This is a genomic window from Clostridium sp. CAG:265 (assembly GCF_000436575.1).
Classification (GTDB): domain Bacteria; phylum Bacillota; class Clostridia; order Clostridiales; family Clostridiaceae; genus Clostridium; species Clostridium lentum.
Window position 1 is genome coordinate 1 of record NZ_FR886626.1, and the last position, 17,885, is coordinate 17,885.

The 17,885-nt window shown below is 28.0% G+C and carries 18 protein-coding genes; 17 read left to right on the forward strand and 1 reads right to left on the reverse strand.

All coding sequences use genetic code 11. From position 1 onward, the window contains the following. The first annotated feature begins 163 nt into the window (after positions 1–163). The 8 genes from Q5O29_RS08110 to pyrE all read left to right on the forward strand — a co-directional run bounded on the left by Q5O29_RS08110 (position 164) and on the right by pyrE (position 6,982). Entirely contained in the window at positions 164–976 is an 813-nt protein-coding gene (locus tag Q5O29_RS08110; protein WP_302622950.1) for a TerC/Alx family metal homeostasis membrane protein, read from the forward strand. A 67-nt stretch (positions 977–1,043) separates the two neighbouring features. After that, positions 1,044–1,772 carry an HAD-IB family hydrolase gene (locus tag Q5O29_RS08115; RefSeq protein WP_022212460.1) on the forward strand — a complete coding sequence of 243 codons (729 nt, stop codon included), beginning with the start codon at positions 1,044–1,046 and terminating at the stop codon, positions 1,770–1,772. A gap of 119 nt (positions 1,773–1,891) precedes the next feature. Further along, the gene (locus Q5O29_RS08120; protein ID WP_302631944.1) at positions 1,892–2,827 is read left to right on the forward strand and encodes a hypothetical protein; all 936 of its coding nucleotides are present in this window, start codon (positions 1,892–1,894) and stop codon (positions 2,825–2,827) included. 102 nt (positions 2,828–2,929) lie between these two features. Then, the gene (locus tag Q5O29_RS08125) at positions 2,930–3,844 is read left to right on the forward strand and encodes an LD-carboxypeptidase (RefSeq protein WP_022212462.1); all 915 of its coding nucleotides are present in this window, start codon (positions 2,930–2,932) and stop codon (positions 3,842–3,844) included. A gap of 66 nt (positions 3,845–3,910) precedes the next feature. Further along, positions 3,911–4,150, forward strand: a complete 240-nt coding sequence (locus Q5O29_RS08130; RefSeq protein ID WP_022212463.1) for a HypC/HybG/HupF family hydrogenase formation chaperone — start codon at positions 3,911–3,913, stop codon at positions 4,148–4,150. Continuing rightward, positions 4,143–5,222 carry a hydrogenase formation protein HypD gene (hypD, locus tag Q5O29_RS08135; RefSeq protein ID WP_022212464.1) on the forward strand — a complete coding sequence of 360 codons (1,080 nt, stop codon included), beginning with the start codon at positions 4,143–4,145 and terminating at the stop codon, positions 5,220–5,222. Before Q5O29_RS08130 ends, hypD begins: the two co-directional genes overlap by 8 nt. A gap of 2 nt (positions 5,223–5,224) precedes the next feature. Further along, positions 5,225–6,229, forward strand: a complete 1,005-nt coding sequence (hypE, locus tag Q5O29_RS08140) for a hydrogenase expression/formation protein HypE (protein WP_022212465.1) — start codon at positions 5,225–5,227, stop codon at positions 6,227–6,229. Positions 6,230–6,310: 81 nt separating this feature from the next. Beyond that, the gene (gene pyrE / locus Q5O29_RS08145) at positions 6,311–6,982 is read left to right on the forward strand and encodes an orotate phosphoribosyltransferase (protein WP_022212466.1); all 672 of its coding nucleotides are present in this window, start codon (positions 6,311–6,313) and stop codon (positions 6,980–6,982) included. Between the two features lie 48 nt (positions 6,983–7,030). Here pyrE and ilvA read toward each other — a convergent pair whose 3' ends face one another. Next, a complete protein-coding gene (gene ilvA / locus Q5O29_RS08150; protein WP_022212467.1) occupies positions 7,031–8,236 on the reverse strand; it encodes a threonine ammonia-lyase in 1,206 nt (401 codons plus the stop codon). Between the two features lie 188 nt (positions 8,237–8,424). Here ilvA and Q5O29_RS08155 point away from each other — a divergent pair, with 188 nt between their 5' ends. From Q5O29_RS08155 to Q5O29_RS08195, 9 genes are all read left to right on the forward strand, one after another. Continuing rightward, the gene (locus tag Q5O29_RS08155; RefSeq protein ID WP_022212468.1) at positions 8,425–9,144 is read left to right on the forward strand and encodes a pseudouridine synthase; all 720 of its coding nucleotides are present in this window, start codon (positions 8,425–8,427) and stop codon (positions 9,142–9,144) included. Between the two features lie 3 nt (positions 9,145–9,147). Beyond that, positions 9,148–9,693 (forward strand): class I SAM-dependent methyltransferase, encoded by a 546-nt coding sequence (locus Q5O29_RS08160; protein WP_022212469.1) that lies wholly within the window; start codon positions 9,148–9,150, stop codon positions 9,691–9,693. A gap of 113 nt (positions 9,694–9,806) precedes the next feature. Further along, positions 9,807–10,703, forward strand: coding sequence for a MurR/RpiR family transcriptional regulator (locus tag Q5O29_RS08165; protein ID WP_022212470.1), 897 nt, complete (start codon positions 9,807–9,809; stop codon positions 10,701–10,703). A 78-nt stretch (positions 10,704–10,781) separates the two neighbouring features. After that, on the forward strand, positions 10,782–11,999 hold the full coding sequence (locus tag Q5O29_RS08170) for an NAD(P)/FAD-dependent oxidoreductase (protein ID WP_022212471.1): 1,218 nt from the start codon (positions 10,782–10,784) through the stop codon (positions 11,997–11,999). Positions 12,000–12,075: 76 nt separating this feature from the next. Further along, a complete protein-coding gene (gene cmk / locus Q5O29_RS08175; RefSeq protein WP_022212472.1) occupies positions 12,076–12,732 on the forward strand; it encodes a (d)CMP kinase in 657 nt (218 codons plus the stop codon). 31 nt (positions 12,733–12,763) lie between these two features. After that, complete coding sequence (locus Q5O29_RS08180) at positions 12,764–14,671, forward strand: bifunctional 4-hydroxy-3-methylbut-2-enyl diphosphate reductase/30S ribosomal protein S1 (protein WP_022212473.1); 1,908 nt, start codon at positions 12,764–12,766, stop codon at positions 14,669–14,671. 105 nt (positions 14,672–14,776) lie between these two features. Next, positions 14,777–15,706, forward strand: a complete 930-nt coding sequence (locus Q5O29_RS08185; protein WP_022212474.1) for a GNAT family N-acetyltransferase — start codon at positions 14,777–14,779, stop codon at positions 15,704–15,706. A 111-nt stretch (positions 15,707–15,817) separates the two neighbouring features. Further along, positions 15,818–17,194: a tRNA (N6-isopentenyl adenosine(37)-C2)-methylthiotransferase MiaB gene (gene miaB, locus Q5O29_RS08190; protein ID WP_022212475.1), complete on the forward strand. Its 1,377-nt coding sequence runs from the start codon at positions 15,818–15,820 to the stop codon at positions 17,192–17,194. 183 nt (positions 17,195–17,377) lie between these two features. Next, positions 17,378–17,638: a phage holin gene (locus tag Q5O29_RS08195; RefSeq protein ID WP_022212476.1), complete on the forward strand. Its 261-nt coding sequence runs from the start codon at positions 17,378–17,380 to the stop codon at positions 17,636–17,638. The last annotated feature ends 247 nt before the right edge of the window (positions 17,639–17,885 follow it).

Consider the following 17,885-nt stretch of genomic DNA (forward strand, 5'->3'; position numbering starts at 1 on the left):
ATTAAATTCCCGAAGGGAGCGTGGCGAAAGCCACTTTTTTATGTGGTATAAAGTTGGTCAAAAGAGCAAAATAATATTAAATAGAAGATAGAGATATTAAGAAATAAATTTCATGTATTCAACATATAAATTATTTAGGGAATATAATTTTGAGGGGTATATGATGAAAGTAAAAAAAGCAGTAAGAAATTTTATATTTTGGGTAAGTATATCTATCATTGTAAATTTTATTGTGTTTATTATTTCAGGTAAAGAAGTTGCCTTAGAATATTTAGGGGGATATGTAGTTGAGTTAAGTTTAAGTGTAGATAACTTATTCTTGTTTCTCATGATTTTTACCAATTTTAATATACCACAAGAGTATCAAAAAAGAGTATTAACCTATGGAATAATAGGTGCTATGGTTCTAAGATTTATATTTATTTTCTTAGGTATAACAATAATCAATAAGTTTCATTTTGTAACCTACATTTTTAGTGTGATTTTAATCTTTAGTGGTTTTAAAATGATGATAAAAGAGGAAGATAAGTCTACTAATTATAGCGATAAAAAGATAGTTAAATTTTTAAAAGGTATTATACCTTTTACAGATGAAATAGAAGGTGAATACTTTTTCATCAGAAAGAATACTAAACTTTATGCAACTCCGTTATTTTTAATTTTACTACTGATTGAATCTTCGGATATAATATTTGCAATGGATTCCATTCCAGCGATATTTTCTATTACTACCAATGTGGTAATAGTATATTTATCAAATATCTTTGCAATAATAGGTCTAAGAAGTCTTTATTTTATTCTATCTAAGCTTAATAGTATGTTTAAGGGGATAAAATATGGAGTAGGGTGTATCTTAATATTTACAGGGATAAAGTTATTGCTTATCTTCTTCAATATAACAATTCCTACGTTACTTTCACTTATTGTGATAGTGGTAATATTATTTTTAAGTATTTTGCTTTCATTTGTTTTTTAATATTTCTTGAATTAATAGTTGATGTAATATATAGTTAAATTAAAGTATATAAACAAAGGAGTAAGATATGAGTAGAATTGCAGCATTTTTTGATATTGATGGAACAATATATAGAGAAGGATTAATAACAGAAGTATTTAAGAAGATAATTAAATATGAATTAGTTGATAAAGAAAAGTGGGAAAATGAAGTAAGACCTGCATATATCAGCTGGGATAAAAGACAAGGAGATTATGATACATATCTATTAAAAATGGTAGATATATATATGGAAGCCATAATTGGAACTGGGGAAGAACATATTAAGCATATAGCCAGAAAAGTTATTGAGCAAAAAGGTGATAGAGTATATACTTTCACAAGAGAAAGAATAAAATGGCATAAAAATCAAGGACATATTGTTATTGCAATTTCTGGTTCCCCAATAGAATTAGTTAAAGAAATGTCTGAAAAATACCATATGGATGATTATAGAGGCACTATTTATGAGGTTGATGAAAATGGAAAATATAATGGAGAAGTAATACCAATGTGGGATTCAAATAGCAAGAAAAAAGCTATTAATGAATTAGTAGAAAAGTATAATATTGATTTAAATAATAGTTATGCTTATGGAGATACTTCTGGCGATTATACAATGTTTAAATCAGTCAGTTGTCCTTTTGCCATAAATCCTACAAAAGAATTAATTGGTAAAATTAAAGAAGATAATAATTTAAAGGAAAAGATAAATTTAATTGTTGAAAGAAAAGATGTTACTTATAAGTTAGATATGAATTCAATAGAGATTTTATAATAGCAAGTACCTATGCTAAAGTAAATAAGCATAGGTACTTATTTTATTATTGTAACATTTATTTTTGCATTGGAATAAAATATCTATAATAAATACTCTAAGAAAGGGTGTTATTAATCTTGGATATTACTGACTTGCTAATTTACCTTGATGAAGGCCTTACTAAAAATTTGAATTCTCTTATTATAAATGGATATATAGAAAGACGAACTTCAAAGTGGATAGAAGATAGAACTATTTCTGCTGGAGTTGATTTTACAGATAAAGATTTATATTTTCAGGAAGATAGACAAATGAAAGATGAAAGGGACGGTTATAAAGGGAAGAGTTTTAATAACGCCTGCAATACTACTGAAGGAAAAGAAAATAGGCAGAATTTAGATGGACGTAGATTTTGTAGGCGTGAAGAGGAGCTTACAAGAATTTATACAAGCTTCGAATTACATTCACAGCTTATGAATAGTTTAGTTAATTCTAATTTATTAAAAAGTATTACAGGTGATTGGCGAAAAAATCAGGATTTAAAGGTAGGTGATTATATTGAAATTACAGGAAGTATAAGTTCAGAGTCGGTACTAGCATATTTAGATGTATTTTATGATGCTATTAATTGTATTGGAATATCTGAAATGAAAAAATATTGTAATTGCAATGAACAGATATTAAATAATTTTCAGCTTGTTTTTAAGCAGATGGCACATTTAAAAACATTACTTACTAGCAATAATACAAAAGATTTAATTATTAAGACTGAAGGAAATGATATTGTAGTGATAGTAAATAATAAAAATTTTTTTGATACTTATTCAAATATATTTGATGAAGTAGAATGCCCATGCAAAGTTATAGGGAAAGTAGTTAAAATATGTAGCAAAAATGACAATATTCATTTACTAAGAAAAACGGGACAGCCTTTATTTTACGAAAATCTTCTTAATTGTTGCTGTGATATAGGCAATAATTTAAATGACTCTGGAATAATATTACCTAGTCAACCTAAATTTAAAATTGAAGGAGAAACAATTTTAATAATTCCCATTAGCGTATGTATCTAAGTCATTGGTTTTTTAGCTGATGACTTTTATTTATTGAATAATTCTAATATATTATTTATTTAAATATATTTACAAAGAAAGATATTTAAAGGAAGTGTTTATGTGATTAGGCCAACTCCATTAAAAAATGGCGATAAGGTGGGATATGTTGCTCCAGCAGGTCCAATAATAAAAGATAGACTTGAATCAGCAATTAATGCTTTAGAATGTTTAGGTCTTAAAGTAATATTAGGTAAAAGTTGTACCTTAGAACATGGATATTTTGCAGGAGAAGATATTCTTAGAGCTGATGATATTAATGAAATGTTTGACAATAAAGATATAAAGGCTGTTTATGCTTTAAGAGGTGGTTATGGTTGCGCAAGATTGCTTGATAAGATAAATTTCACAGCTATTAAGGAAAATCCTAAGGCACTATTTGGTTATAGTGATATTACTATGCTTCATATTGCTATTAATCAGAGATGTAATTTGATTACTTATCATGCACCAATGCCAGCAACGGAATTATATAAAGGAATAGATAAATTTACATTAAATAGTTTAAAAAAAATGATTTTTGCCAATGACCTTAAGGGTAATTTATATAATCCTCGGAGTAAAAAAATTAAATTTATTGTTGAGGGAAAAGCATGTGGAAAGCTTACTGGAGGAAACCTTTCAATAATATGTTCATCATTAGGTACAGATAATGAAATAGATACTAATAATAAGATACTTTTTATTGAAGAAATTGCTGAAGAACCTTATAAAATTGATCGAATGCTCCTTCAACTTATTCAAGCTAAAAAAATTAATGCTTGTTCAGGTATTATTTTAGGTTATTTTTCAAAGTGTAAAGCTTCTAAGCCACAGCAAAGCTTAACAATTTCTGAAATTATTGAAGAGTTGCTTAAACCTTTAGGAAAACCTATAATTACAGGAGTTGCTTGTGGACATAGTTTGCCATCTCTAACACTACCAATGGGAGCTGAAGTTCTTATTGATTCTAAAGATAAAATTATAAAGCTTATATAAATTCTAAGAAAAGCTATTTAAAAACATTTTCCAATATTATACAATAATATGTAGAGGGGTGATTATATGTGTGTTGCTATGCCAGGAGAAGTAATGGAAATAAAGGATGGTAATGCTTTAGTAAGCTTCGGCACAATAAAAAAGAATATTGTAACTACTTTAATTCCTAATTTAAATATAGGAGATTATATTTTAGTGCATGCGGGATTTGCAATTACTAAGATTGAAAAGGCTGAAGCTGAGGAAACCTTAAAAATTTTTAAAGAGTTATTAACGGTGTTAGAAGGAGAAAAAAATAGTGTTTAAGCTTGTGGAGGATATAAATTTATCTAAAGATATAATACTAAAGATTAATGATTATCTTAAAAAGCCAATGAAGATAATGGAGGTATGTGGAACACATACAATGTCAATCTATAAGTATGGTATTGATAGAGTTATGCCTAAAAATATACACCTTATTTCAGGACCAGGATGTCCTGTATGTGTAACTGAAATCAATTATATAGATAGTGCTATTGCTTTGTTAGATAAAGGTGTAGTGATAGTTACTTTTGCAGATATGCTTAAGGTTCCTGGTAGCCACAGTAGTTTATTAAAAGAAAAATCAAATGGAAAGAAAATTGAAGTTATATATTCTCCAGAAGAATTATTAACTTTAGCAGAGTGTAATAAGGGAAATGAAATAGTTTTTATAGCTGTTGGCTTTGAAACAATTGTACCTATATATGCCGATGTTTTAATTAGGGCAAAAGTGAAAAATATAAGTAACTTGAGTTTTATTGTAGCAATTAAGAGAATGCCACCTATCATTGAATATATTCTTAAAGATAAAGATATAGGAATTAATGGCTTAATATGCCCAGGGAATGTCTGTGCTATAACTGGAAGCCAGGAATTTAAGTCTTTAGCTGAGAAATACAATATACCAATGGTTATCTCAGGATTTACCTCAGCTGAAATTTTGGCAAGTATTTTGAAATTATCTATGATGGCAGAAAAAAGAGAGTATACCTGCATTAATTATTATAAGAGTGTAGTAAAAAGAGAAGGTAATATTGTAGCTAGGAAAAAGATTGAAGAGGTTTTTGATATAGATAGCAGCTTTTGGAGAGGACTGGGTGAAGTTAGTGATAGTGGCTATAAATTAAAGGATTCTTATGAACAGTATGATGCATTAAAAAAGTTTAGAGTTAAATTTAACAATATAGAAATTTCAAGTAAATGTCTTTGTGGAAGTATAATTAAAGGAATGAAAACACCAATGGAATGTATATATTTTGATAGAATATGTACACCGAGCAATCCAATGGGACCTTGTATGGTTTCTAATGAAGGCACATGTAATAATTACTATAAGTATAGAAGGGATTGGTAATAATGGATTTTATTCAGTTATCACATGGAAGTGGTGGAGAAGAAACAAATAAATTAATAGAAGAGTTATTCTTTAAATATTTAGGCAATGAATTTCTTTTGCAAAAAAATGACGCTACTACTCTCGGTAAAATATCAGGAGAAATTGCCATGACTACAGATAGTTTTGTGGTTGATCCCATATTTTTTAATGGCGGTAATATAGGAAAATTATCTATTTGTGGAACAGTTAATGATCTGTCAGTAGTGGGAGCTATTCCTTTATATTTATCACTTTCACTTATTATCGAGGAAGGACTAGCGATAAATGAACTTGAAGAAATAATAAAAACAATCAGTCATGAAGCAATGAAAGCTAATATCAAAATAGTATGTGGTGATACAAAGGTGGTAGAAAATGGGAATGGTGATAAGCTATTTATAAATACCACAGGCATAGGGGTGATATCTAGAAATAGGCCATTAGGAATGAGAAGCATTAAAGTAGGTGATAAGATAATAATCAGTGGTACAATAGGTGAGCATGGAGCTGCCATTATGAATGAAAGGAATAATTTATGTGAAAGTTCTCTTCTAAAAAGTGATTGTCAAAGTTTAAATGGCATAATAGAAAGTATTTTAAATAGTTCATCAGAAATAAAAGTGATGAGAGATCCTACTAGGGGAGGAGTTATTACAACTCTATTAGAAATAATTGATGCTTCTAACAAAGAGATGCTTATTTATGAGGATAAACTTCCTATTAGTTCAGAAGTATCGGAGTTCAGTGATTTATTAGGATTAAATCCTTTGTACATGGCTAATGAAGGAAAAGTTATCATTATTGTTTCCAACCAGCATGCTATAGATGTTTTAAACTTATTAAGAAATAGCCAAGAAGGACAAGAAGCTACTATTATCGGAGAAGTTATTGCTGATGGTAAGAAGAATTTATACTTAGAGACAATTATTGGTGCTAAAATTAAATGCTTTCCAATGAAAGGTGAACAATTACCGAGAATTTGTTAAAAAAATAAATTTATTGGCTTTTTTTACGATTAATGTTACAATTGATTAGAAAAATATACGTAATTGAGAGGGAAGCTTATAATGGAACAATACAAACAAGAGTTTATAGAATTTATGGTAGAAAGCAATGTTTTAAGATTTGGAAATTTTATAACAAAAAGTGGAAGAAAAACTCCTTTCTTTATTAATACAGGAAATTATACAACTGGTGAACAGTTAGATAAATTAGGAATGTTTTATGCAAAGGCTATAAATGAATATTTTGGTAAAGAAGTTGATGTACTTTTTGGACCAGCTTATAAAGGAATACCATTAACAGTTACAACAGCAATATCAATGAATAAGCTATATGATTTAAATGTTGAGTACTGCTCTAATAGAAAAGAGGTAAAAGATCATGGTGAAGGCGGAATACTGTTAGGTGCTAAATTAGATGACACTAAGAGAGTAGTTATTGTTGAAGATGTTATGACAGCAGGAACTTCTATATATGAAACAGCTCCTATTTTAAAGGCTCAAGGCGATGTTAAAATTCAAGGGCTTGTTATATCAGTTGATAGAATGGAAAAAGGTAGAGGTGATAAATCAGCTCAAGCAGAAATAAAAGAAACTTTTGGTATCACAACTTATGCAATTGTTTCAATGAAGGAAGTTGTTGAATACCTATATAATAGAGAAGTAAATGGAAAAGTTTATATTGATGATGAAATAAAAGCTAAAATAGAAGAGTATTATTCTATATACGGAGCTTAACAAAAAAGCAGTATCCTCTGATACTGTTTTTTTAATTCTCATTATCAATTATCCTTTATACATAATATTGATTTTATATCCTTTACTGTTAAAGTGTTTAATGATTTTATTAATGTGTTCATGACCATTAGTTTCTACTGTTACTTCAAGTAAAACATTATTAATTCTATTCATTGCTTTAAATTGATTATGTTCAAGCTTGACTACATTAGCATTTTCTTCAGATAATATTTGAGAAATATCAACTAATTGTCCTGGAATATCTGGTAGCTCCACTGAGAAACAGAATAGTCGGCCTCCAGAAACAAGGCCGTTATTTATGAGATTTGATATTGTAAGCATATCAATATTACCTCCGCTTATTATTGAACAAATCTTTTTATCTTTACAGTTTAACTTATTTAGAGCAGCTAGAGAAACAACTCCTGACGCTTCTCCTAAAAGTTTATGCTTTTCACTTAATAATAGGAATGCATCAACAATTTCACCTTCCGTTACAGTAACTATTTCATCAACATATTTATCAATGATTTCAAAAGTCTTTTCCCCAGGAGATTTAACAGCTATACCATCAGCTATGGTGTTAACTTGTTCCAAGGTAATCCTTTCACCTTTATTAATACTTTCATACATTGAAGGAGCTCCAGAAGCTTGAACACCTATAATTTTTATCCCAGGATTTAAAGATTTTGCAACTAAGCTTATACCACTTATAAGACCACCGCCACCTACTGGACATATTATATAGTCTACATCAGGTAAGTCCTCTAGGATTTCTAGACCAATAGTCCCTTGACCATATATTATATCAAAATCATCAAATGGTGGAATAAAAACCTTTCCCTCTTCTTTTTCAATTCTTTTTGCTTCTAAAAAAGCATCATCATAATATGAACCAAATAGAACTGTATTTCCACCATAATTCTTTGTTGATTGCACTTTTAAGTATGGCGTTGTTTTAGGCATTACAATGGTAGATTCAATTCCCAATATTGAAGACGCATAAGCTACTCCTTGAGCATGGTTTCCAGCTGATGAGCATACTACTCCTTTAATTTTTTCTTCTTTAGATAATTGAGAGATTTTATTAAGAGCTCCTCTAATCTTATAAGCCCCTGTAACTTGAAGATTTTCACATTTCATAAACACATTGTTTGAAGAAAGTTTGCTAAAAATATCGCTATGTAATAATGGCGTTTTAACTATAATATCTTCAATTCTTTTTCTTGCTTTTTTTGCTTCATCAATATACATAATACACCCCCAATTTTATAAAATATAATCTTTATTTAAATTATTTATATATTTTACCATATAATAGCGAAAAATATGATATAAACTTAAACATAAATAAAGCTAATAATTTAGATGAAATTTATATATTGTATTAACAGTCAGTAAAATATATAATTAGCTTGAATAAGAATAATGGAGTGAAAAACATGGAAGAAAGATTGCAAAAGTATATGGCTAGATGTGGTGTTGCATCTAGAAGAAAATGCGAAGAAATAATATTAACTGGGAAAGTAAAGGTTAATGGAATAGTTATAAATGAACTAGGTACTAAAGTTACTTTAGATGATATAGTTGAATACGAAGGCAAAAGAATACTTCCAGAGGAAAATAAAGTATATATAATGCTTAATAAGCCTGAGGGAGTTATTACATCTGTAAAAGATGAAAAAGGAAGAAAGACTATCCTAGATATTGTTAAGGTTGAAGAAAGAGTATATCCAATAGGAAGACTTGATTATGATAGTTCAGGCCTTTTATTATTAACTAATGACGGTGATATATATAATAATATAATTCATCCAAGAGTTAAAATCGATAAAAAGTACATAGCTGAATGTAAAGGTGTATTTTCAAAAGAAGATATGGAAAGGTTTGAAAAAGGATTGGATATTGGTGGATATGTTACAGCACCAGCAAAGATAAGAATTATTTCAGAAGATTTAGTAAAAAATTCATATATATCTACTGTAGAAATTACTATTTACGAAGGGAAAAATAGGCAAATAAGAAGAATGTGTTCATCTCTTAATCATGAAGTTATTTCTTTAAAAAGAGTATCTATAGGTGATTTAAAACTAGGTTATTTACAACAGGGGAAATATAGAGAACTGACAAAAGAAGAACTTCAATATATAAAGGAGCTATAAATTATGTTTAAATATGTTTCTGATATTAGCGATTTATCCCATAGTATCATAGAAAATCATTTAGAAAAAAAAATTATAGCCATAGATGCTACTTTAGGAAATGGATATGATACAGATTTTCTGTGCGAAAGGTTTGAAAAAGTTTACTCATTTGATGTTCAAGAAGAAGCTTGCTTAAATTATAAACTTAAAAATAGGAAAAATGTATCTGTTGTAAATGATTCTCACCATAAATTTGATGAATATGTTATAGAAGATAAGGTAAACTGCATAATGTATAATTTAGGATTTCTTCCAGGTAGTAATAAAGAAATAACTACCTTAGCAAAAACTACTATGAAGAGTATTGAAGCCGGATTAGAACTTCTAGATAGTAACGGTATAATGACTATTGCAATTTATAGGGGACATTCAGAAGGGAAAAATGAAGAAAACTTTATCATGGAGTATGTAAGAAGCTTACCTAAAAACATATATGGAGTCATGCTTCATGAATATTTAAATAGAGCAAAATCGGCACCATTATTAATAGTGATAGAAAAGAAATGAAATTGATATTATATTGAAAAATAGAATTTTAAATTTATAATATAATTGATAATATTTATTATAAGTGCTAAAATAATTTAAGCTGATTATTTGAAAAAAGAAAGGATTTAACAATGGATAAAACCAACAACGATGAAGCTCAAGATTTAATGGCCATTATTCATAATAAGTTTCCTAAACTAAGTAAGGGCCAGAAATTAATATCTGAATATATACTTAAAAATTATGATAAAGCTGCATTTATGACTGCAGCTAAACTTGGAAATTCGGTGGGGGTGTCTGAATCTACAGTAGTACGTTTTGCTATTGAACTAGGTTTCTCTGGATATCCAAGTTTACAAAAATCTTTACAGGAACTGATTAAAAATAAGCTTACAACTGTTCAAAGACTTGATTTATCAAACGATTATATTTGTAATGGATATACGCTTAAAGGTGTTTTAAAGTCTGATATGGAAAATATTAGAGCAACTATGGAAAAAATAAATTATTCAACATTTGAAGATGTTGTAAATAATATTTTTGAAGCAAAAAGAATTTATATCATTGGACTTAGAAGTTCTATGGCTCTTGCAGAATTTTTAGGATTTTATTTAAATGTAATATTGCAGAATGTAAAAACTGTAGGTTATGGTATTTCTGATATTTTTGAAGAAATGATTAATATAGGTGAAGGTGACCTTGTAATAGGAATAGGCTTCCCAAGATACGCTAATAGAACTATTGATGTATTAAGTTTTGCACAAGATAGGGGAGCTACAATTGTTGCTTTAACTGATAGCATCATATCACCACTTGCACAAAGAGCAGACTATTCTTTAATTGCTCAAAGCAATATGGCTTCCTTTGTTGATTCATTAGTAGCACCATTGTCTGTTATTAATGCATTACTAATTGCAGTAGGATTAAGACAGAAAGAAAGTGTTTCAACTACCTTTAACAGTCTGGAAGAGATTTGGAAAGAATATAATGTATATTCTTATAATCATAATAATGATGATGAATTTTAAAAAAATATTGTAATTGTAACACTAAAGGAATTAGCAAAAGTTAATTCCTTTAATTTTTAACATAAAGGAGAAAAGATTATGTCTAAGGTAATGGTAATAGGAGCAGGGCCAGCAGGTATAATGGCTGCCATCACAGCTGCTGAAAACCATAATGTTGTTTTAGTTGATGGTAATGAAAAAATAGCTAAAAAGTTATTTATCACAGGAAAAGGAAGATGTAATATAACAAATGGTAAAGATATTGGCGACTTTTTTGATTATATTCCTGGTAATCCGCATTTTTTATATAGTGCTTTATATTCATTTACTAATAATGATGTTATAGAAATGATAGAAAGTGAAGGAACAAAATTAAAGATAGAGCGTGGTGGAAGAATATTCCCTGAGTCTGATAAATCCTCAGATATAATAAAAGCTTTATCTAAAAAACTAAGTAAGGCTAAGGTGGATATTAAATTAAATTCTAAAGTTACAGATGTATTCTTTGAAAATAATACAATAAAATCAGTTGAAATAAATAATAATCAAAAAATTAGTGCTGATTATTTTATAATTGCCACTGGTGGAGCATCCTATCCTTTAACTGGTTCAAGAGGTGAAGGGCAAGTTTTAGCAGAAAAACTAGGACATAAAATAATTGATTTAAAACCTTCATTGGTACCAGTTGAATTAAATGGAGACTGGTTTAAAGAATTGATGGGCTTAACATTAAAGAATGTTAAGTTAGATATACTAGATAGTAAGAATAAGGTTAAATATTCAAATCAAGGAGAAATGAAATTTACTTCTTATGGAATATCTGGACCTATAGTACTTTCAGGATCAAGATATATAGATTATAAAGATACATATTCAATTTCTATTGATTTAAAACCATCTTTAGATGATAAAGAGCTAGATTTAAGAGTACAAAAAGATTTTAAAAAATATATTAATAAGGATTTTAGAAATTCATTAGATGATTTATTACCACAAAAAATGATTCCATTAATAATAAAACTTTCAAAGATAGATGACTATAAGAAGGTTAATGAAATTACTAAATTAGAAAGAAAAAATCTTGTAAGTGTTATTAAGGGTATAAAAGGTAAAGTAAAGGGGTTGAGACCTTTAGAAGAAGCAATAGTTACTTCAGGTGGTGTATCTACTTTAGAAATAGATCCTTCAACAATGAAATCAAAGATTATTAATAACTTATCATTTGCTGGTGAGGTTATAGATATTGATGCTTTTACAGGTGGATATAATGTACAAATAGCATTATCTACAGGATATTTGGCAGGAAAATATTTATAACACTTGTGAACTTTCAATAATGATTATATAATTTTAAAGTATAAAAATAATATATAGTTTTGAAAGGTGGTATAATATGAGAATATCAGTTGCAATAGATGGACCAGCTGGTGCAGGGAAAAGCACTATAGCAAAGATAGTAGGAAAGAAATTTGATCTTATGTATATAAATACCGGAGCAATGTATAGAGCAGTTGCTTTAATGGCCGAACGTAAACATATTAAGCCAGAAGAGGTAGAAAAATTAGTAAAATTAGTTGATACTATGGAAATTCATTTTGAAAATGATGATTTAGTTTTAAACGGAATTAACGTGCAAGAAGAAATTACAATGCCAGAAATAAGTGCAATAGTTTCAAACTATGCATCTATACCAGAAATTAGATCTAAGTTAGTTCAGTTACAAAGAAATATTGCAGAAAAATATAATGTTATTATGGATGGAAGAGATATTGGAACTGTGGTTTTAAAAGATTCAAAATTCAAATTTTTTTTAACTGCTAGTGCAAAAGAACGTGCTAATAGAAGATTTAAAGAATTAACTGAAAGAGGTCTTGAAGTTAATTATGATGAAATATTAAATGAAATAATTAGAAGAGATACTATAGATAGCACAAGAGAAGTTGATCCATTAAGAAAAGCTGATGATGCAATAGAAATAGATAGTTCAAATTACAATATAAATGAAGTTACTGAAATAATTTGTAATTATATTGAAAATATATTAAAATAAAATTATATTGATTTAACTTAGGAGAAATTTTATGAAAAAAATCACACTTGCTGAAAATGCTGGATTTTGCTTTGGAGTTCAAAGAGCAGTAGAGGAAGCAATTAAAATTCAAAAGCAGTATAGTAAAAAGATATACACATTAGGACCTTTAATTCATAATAATGATGTTGTTAAATTTTTAGAAGAAAATAATATATATTCAGTAGAATTTGAGAACGTTGATATGTTAAAAGAAGGCGATGTAATAGTAATACGTTCCCATGGAGTAGGAAGTGAAGTTATAGAATCACTAAAAGCAAGAAATTTTATAGTGGTTAATGCAACTTGCCCTTACGTTACGAATATACAGAAGAAGGTTAATAAATATTCTTCTTTGGGATATAAAATTGTAATTTTAGGTGATAAAAAACATCCGGAAGTTGCGGGGATAAACGGTTGGTGTAACAATGAAGCAATAGTAACAACTAATGGTGAGTTTAATGAAGAACTTCCAAACAAAGTATGTGCAGTGTCACAAACTACTGAAAAAGAGGAAAATTGGAAAAATACTATTAACAATTTAACTCCACATGTTAAGGAACTTTTATCATTTAATACAATATGTTCAGCTACAGAAGTGAGACAAAAGAGTATTGATGAGCTTTCTAAAGTTAGTGATGCAGTTATTGTTGTAGGAGGAAAAAATAGTTCAAACACAACAAAGCTTTATGAAATAGCTAAAAGTAATTGTACAAATACTATACACATTGAAAATGTGAACGAATTACCAAAAGAATTTATTGAAAACGAATCATTCGAAAAAATTGGGATAACAGCTGGAGCATCAACTCCAGATTGGATTATAAAGGAAGTTATTGATAAGTTGGAGGGGAATAGAAAAATGGAAAATCAATTGGAGTTAATGAACGAAATGGATAGAAAATTTCGTATTGGAGATGAAGTAGAAGGTGAAATTTTATCTATAACTAATGATGTTGTAGTAATATCTTTAATAGGATATAAATCAGATGGTGTTATTCCATTTAAAGAACTTACATCAGCAGAAAAGCTTGAAGAAGTATTAAGCAATATCAAAGTTGGAGATATAATAAAGGCTAAAGTTATCAAATTAAAAAACGAAGATAACTATGTAGTTTTATCAAGACTTGAATTTGAAAAAGACGAAGCTTTAGGATACTTAGAAAAAGTATATGAAAACAAAGAAGAATTAACAATCAAAGTAACTGCTGCAAAAGAAAAAGGGTTAGTTGCATACTACAATGGTGTAAGAATATTTATACCATCTTCGCAAATTGATATTAAATATGTAGAAGATAAAGAAAGCCTAGTAGGAACAGAAATGGCTGTTAAGCTTATAGATTTTTCAAAAGAAAATCTTTCAAAAATTGTTGCTTCAAGAAAGATTCTTTTAGAAGAAGCTAAAGCTAAAAAGGAGGCTATAACTTGGGATTCTCTTCAAGTTGGTGATATTGTAAAAGCTGAAATTAAGAGATTCACAAATTTTGGTGCTTTTGCAGAAGTTGATGGTGTTGATGGTTTAATTCATTTATCACAAATTTCATGGAGTCACATAAAATCTTGTGAGGAAGTCTTAAAAATTGGTCAAATTGTAGATGTTAAGATTATAAACTTAGATAAAGAAACAAAAAAATTATCATTAAGTATTAAGGAACTAACTCCAGAACCATGGAGTGTTGTTGATGAAAAGTATAGCGAAGGCTCAGCTGTTTTAGGAAAGGTAGTTAGAATTAATGATTTTGGTGCTTTTGTTGAATTAGAGCCAGGTATAGATGGTTTAGTTCATATTTCAAAAATAAGCCACGATCATATAAAACATCCAAGTGAAGTTTTATCTATTGGTCAAGAAGTTAAATGTATAATACTAAGTATTGATAAAGAAAATAGAAAAATAGCACTTAGCATAAAAGATGCTGAATAAAACTTAGCCTTTATAAATTACAAGGTATTATTAAAAAAGATTACACATATTATTTCAGTGTAATCTTTTTGTCTTTGAATAAGTTAAGTGTTAGAAGGGATTGGCATGTTATCGTTAGAAAAGTTATCAAATAGTAATTTGGATAAATTTAAGAAATTAAGTGCAGAAAAGCTAAATTTTAAAACTTATGATAAAGATTTTTTTAAGTATTATGAAAGTGAAAGTTTTTTTTCAAAGATAGTACTAAAAAAATTTGTGAAATTATTTGTTCATAATGAGAAAGTCATAGGTTATATTTGGTATAACATACCTTTCGAAAATCCAATTAAGGTGTGGTCTTTATATGTTAAACCATCATATTTAGAAATAGTTGATAAAGATATACTATGGGAGTTTAATAACGATATGCTTATTTATGAGGAGTTGAATAATGAAGCAATCAATAGCGTATTACGTAAGCTAGGTTTTTGTAAATATAGAGAAACATTTTTAATGAAACTTGTATTATTTGACCAAGATAAAAAAGGTAGTGAAATATTATTTAAAAAGATAACAGAAGATAAAGATGTTCTTGAATATGCTTATAGCAATAGGTTTATACATCCTAATATAGCATTTAAAAGATTTAAAATAGGTAAAGATGAAAAGTTACGATGTGACCTGCAAAATGATATTTTTCATGATAAAATGCGAGCAGAAATTTATGTTTCAGACATTGAAAATGATATAAAGCAAGAATATTATATAGATGATCTCTCTATATTTTTGATGATGAATAATAGTGCTATTGGGTATGGACAAGTTATTTATAATAGGGGAAGATATACTGTTGTTAATTTTGGTATAGTTCCTGTTTTTAGGGGGAAGGGCTTTGGCGAATTATTATTAAATCATATTATCAATGAGTGTATTGATAGAAATATATTGGATTTATACATTAGAGTGGATAAAAATAATATTAAAGCCATAAATTTATATAATAAATGTGGATTTAAATATGAGTACTCCATAAATAACTGGAAAAGAGAGAAATAACAAAAATATATTTATTAAAAGTATACAGAACCTAAAAATCCTACTCTTTATTTTTTGCAAAAAGTTATGTTATAATACGTTATGATTTATATAAATTTTGGAGGAACAATAATGAGTAAAAATTTTGATATTAAAATATTAGATGAACTTAAAGAAAAAGATAATGTAAAAAAACACTTCTATATCGAAACTTGGGGATGCCAAATGAATGAAGAAGATTCTGAAAAATTATCTGGTATGCTTAAAAGAGTTGGATATACAAAAACTGAAAATAAGGAAGACGCAGGTATAATATTGTTTAATACTTGTTGTGTAAGAGAAAATGCCGAAAATAAGGTTTTTGGTAATTTAGGAAGTCTTAAGCATTTAAAGAAAGAAAATCCAGATTTAATTATAGGAATATGTGGATGTATGATGCAGCAAGAAGGTATGGCAGATAAAATTTTAAAAAAATTCCCATATGTAAATATTGTATTTGGTACACATAATGCATATAAATTCCCTGAATACTTAAATAGAGTTAAAACTGAAGGTGTTCAAATAAAAGAAATATTTAATAAAGAAACAGATATTGTTGAAGGACTTCCAATAGATAGAGAAAGTAATGTAAAAGCTTTCGTAACAATAATGTATGGATGCAACAACTTCTGTACTTATTGTATAGTACCATATGTAAGAGGAAGAGAACGTTCAAGAAAGCCTGAAGATATTTTAAATGAGGTAAGGGAACTTGTTGCACAAGGTTATAAAGAAATAACTTTACTTGGTCAAAATGTAAACTCATATGGTAAAGGATTAGAAGAAGAAGTTGATTTTGCAAAACTTTTAAGAATGATTAATGAAATAGAAGGATTAGAAAGAGTTAGATTTATGACATCTCATCCTAAAGACCTTACACATGATGTAATAATGGCTATTAAAGAATGTGATAAGTTATGCGAACAAATTCATTTACCAGTACAAAGTGGATCAAATAGTATATTAAAGAAAATGAATAGACATTACACAAAAGAATATTATTTAGATTTAATAAAGAAAATTAAAGAAGAAATACCAGGAGTGACTTTAACAACAGATATTATTGTTGGTTTCCCAGGTGAAACAGAAGAAGATTTCCAAGAAACATTAGAACTTGTTAAAGAAGTAGGATATTCTTCAGCATTTACTTTCATTTATTCAAGAAGAAACAATACACCAGCTGATATGATGTTAAATCAAGTTAGTGAGGAAGATAAGCACCATAGGTTTAATAGATTAATTGCTGCAGTAAATGAAAGAGTGATTGCACAAAATAAGGCTGAAGAAGGAAATATACTTGAAGTATTAGTAGAAGGAAATAGCAAAAATGATGCTGAAAAACTTACAGGAAGAACTAGAACAGGAAGATTAGTTAACTTTACTGGTGAAAATGTAAATGTTGGAGAACTTGTTAATGTAAAAATAACAAGAGCTCAAAACTTCTCATTAATAGGTGAAGTAATTAAATAATTTAAAGCTGCCATATGTGGCAGCTTTTTTAATTTTATTTTATACCTTAATTAAATTAGGTATTTCAAAATATAATATAGTTTCTTTTTTTATTAGATTAAGGAATATTTACTGATGTATAGAAATAATATTTAGTGTATAGTTTATAGTTATTAAAAGATTAATAATAGGGAGATGTGAACTATGTCAGTTTGGAAGTCTATTTTATCTAGATTAAATAACAGAGGTACCATAGTAGCTTTAGCTGCACTTATTGTAAGTTTATTATGTCAATTTGGCTTAGACATCAATAGTGATAAAGTTATGGGGATCATAGAATCCATCTGTAGCATTTTGCTATTACTTGGATTATTAAATGATCCAACAGAAAATGTTAAAGCTTATATTCCAGGTGTTTCAGATAAACTAGCTGATAAAATTAAAGAAGAAAGTAAAAAAGAGTAATTACTGCAATAATATAATAATTTTAAAAAGGGCTGTCGCACTAAATAATTAGTGAACAGCTCATTTTATGGTAAAACTTATTTCAATATCATGTATAAATATTAATTATAAGTGAATAATTAGCGATTTGTATACAAATATACGAGGATATATCTGAATAATTATACAATGATTTTAGATAAATTTGTTTAGTCTTATTTCCTTTATATTTTTTTTGTAATAATGTATAATTTATTTTATAAAATGG

Coding starts and splice junctions, on each gene's coding strand:
- Q5O29_RS08130 (WP_022212463.1), top strand. CDS start 3,911: ATGTGTGTTGCTATGCCAGGAGAAGTAATGGAAATAAAGGATGGTAAT.
- pyrE (WP_022212466.1), top strand. CDS start 6,311: ATGGAACAATACAAACAAGAGTTTATAGAATTTATGGTAGAAAGCAAT.
- Q5O29_RS08155 (WP_022212468.1), top strand. CDS start 8,425: ATGGAAGAAAGATTGCAAAAGTATATGGCTAGATGTGGTGTTGCATCT.
- Q5O29_RS08195 (WP_022212476.1), top strand. CDS start 17,378: ATGTCAGTTTGGAAGTCTATTTTATCTAGATTAAATAACAGAGGTACC.
- Q5O29_RS08110 (WP_302622950.1), top strand. CDS start 164: ATGAAAGTAAAAAAAGCAGTAAGAAATTTTATATTTTGGGTAAGTATA.
- hypE (WP_022212465.1), top strand. CDS start 5,225: ATGGATTTTATTCAGTTATCACATGGAAGTGGTGGAGAAGAAACAAAT.
- miaB (WP_022212475.1), top strand. CDS start 15,818: ATGAGTAAAAATTTTGATATTAAAATATTAGATGAACTTAAAGAAAAA.
- Q5O29_RS08180 (WP_022212473.1), top strand. CDS start 12,764: ATGAAAAAAATCACACTTGCTGAAAATGCTGGATTTTGCTTTGGAGTT.
- cmk (WP_022212472.1), top strand. CDS start 12,076: ATGAGAATATCAGTTGCAATAGATGGACCAGCTGGTGCAGGGAAAAGC.
- Q5O29_RS08115 (WP_022212460.1), top strand. CDS start 1,044: ATGAGTAGAATTGCAGCATTTTTTGATATTGATGGAACAATATATAGA.
- Q5O29_RS08165 (WP_022212470.1), top strand. CDS start 9,807: ATGGATAAAACCAACAACGATGAAGCTCAAGATTTAATGGCCATTATT.
- Q5O29_RS08170 (WP_022212471.1), top strand. CDS start 10,782: ATGTCTAAGGTAATGGTAATAGGAGCAGGGCCAGCAGGTATAATGGCT.
- Q5O29_RS08185 (WP_022212474.1), top strand. CDS start 14,777: ATGTTATCGTTAGAAAAGTTATCAAATAGTAATTTGGATAAATTTAAG.
- Q5O29_RS08160 (WP_022212469.1), top strand. CDS start 9,148: ATGTTTAAATATGTTTCTGATATTAGCGATTTATCCCATAGTATCATA.
- ilvA (WP_022212467.1), bottom strand. CDS start 8,236: ATGTATATTGATGAAGCAAAAAAAGCAAGAAAAAGAATTGAAGATATT.